We start from the raw sequence: 502 nt of genomic DNA, 5'->3' as shown, positions 1-502 counted from the left end.
AATCGGTATTATTGGCTTAGGCGACATTGCGCAAAAGGCTTACCTTCCTGCCATTACTCAACTTCCTAATGTTGAGCTAGTCTTTTGTACCCGAGACGCCAAAACCCTCTCTTCACTAGCTCAGCAATATCGCATTAAGGAAAGCCGTCAGGACTACCGACAGCTTCCTGCGTTTGGTGTAGATGCGGTGATGATTCATGCCGCAACTCATGTTCACTTTCAAATCGCTGAATATTTTCTAAAACAAAGCATTCCTACTTTTGTCGACAAACCACTGGCGGACAGTGCCCAACAGGTAGAGCAACTCTATGAGATTGCAGCTATCGCCAATCAACCACTTTATGTTGGCTTTAATCGCCGACACATTCCGCTCTACAACGACTATTTGCCAAACGTACAAAAAGGCGATGTCGCTAATTTGAAGTCACTGCGTTGGGAGAAAAATCGCCACAATCTGCTGGGAGAACTCCGTACGTTCATCTTTGACGATTTTATTCACCCA

Annotated in this window: 1 protein-coding gene; it reads left to right on the top strand. The window is 45.2% G+C overall.

Annotated elements, in window-relative coordinates:
* Position 1 precedes the first annotated feature (1 nt).
* Positions 2–502 (top strand): Gfo/Idh/MocA family oxidoreductase (locus R7E78_RS31075; protein ID WP_318059266.1); only part of this gene is annotated, 501 nt, incomplete at its 3' end.

The organism is Vibrio sp. YT-19(2023), from assembly GCF_033337395.1.
This window is presented reverse-complemented; position numbering and strand designations above follow the sequence as displayed.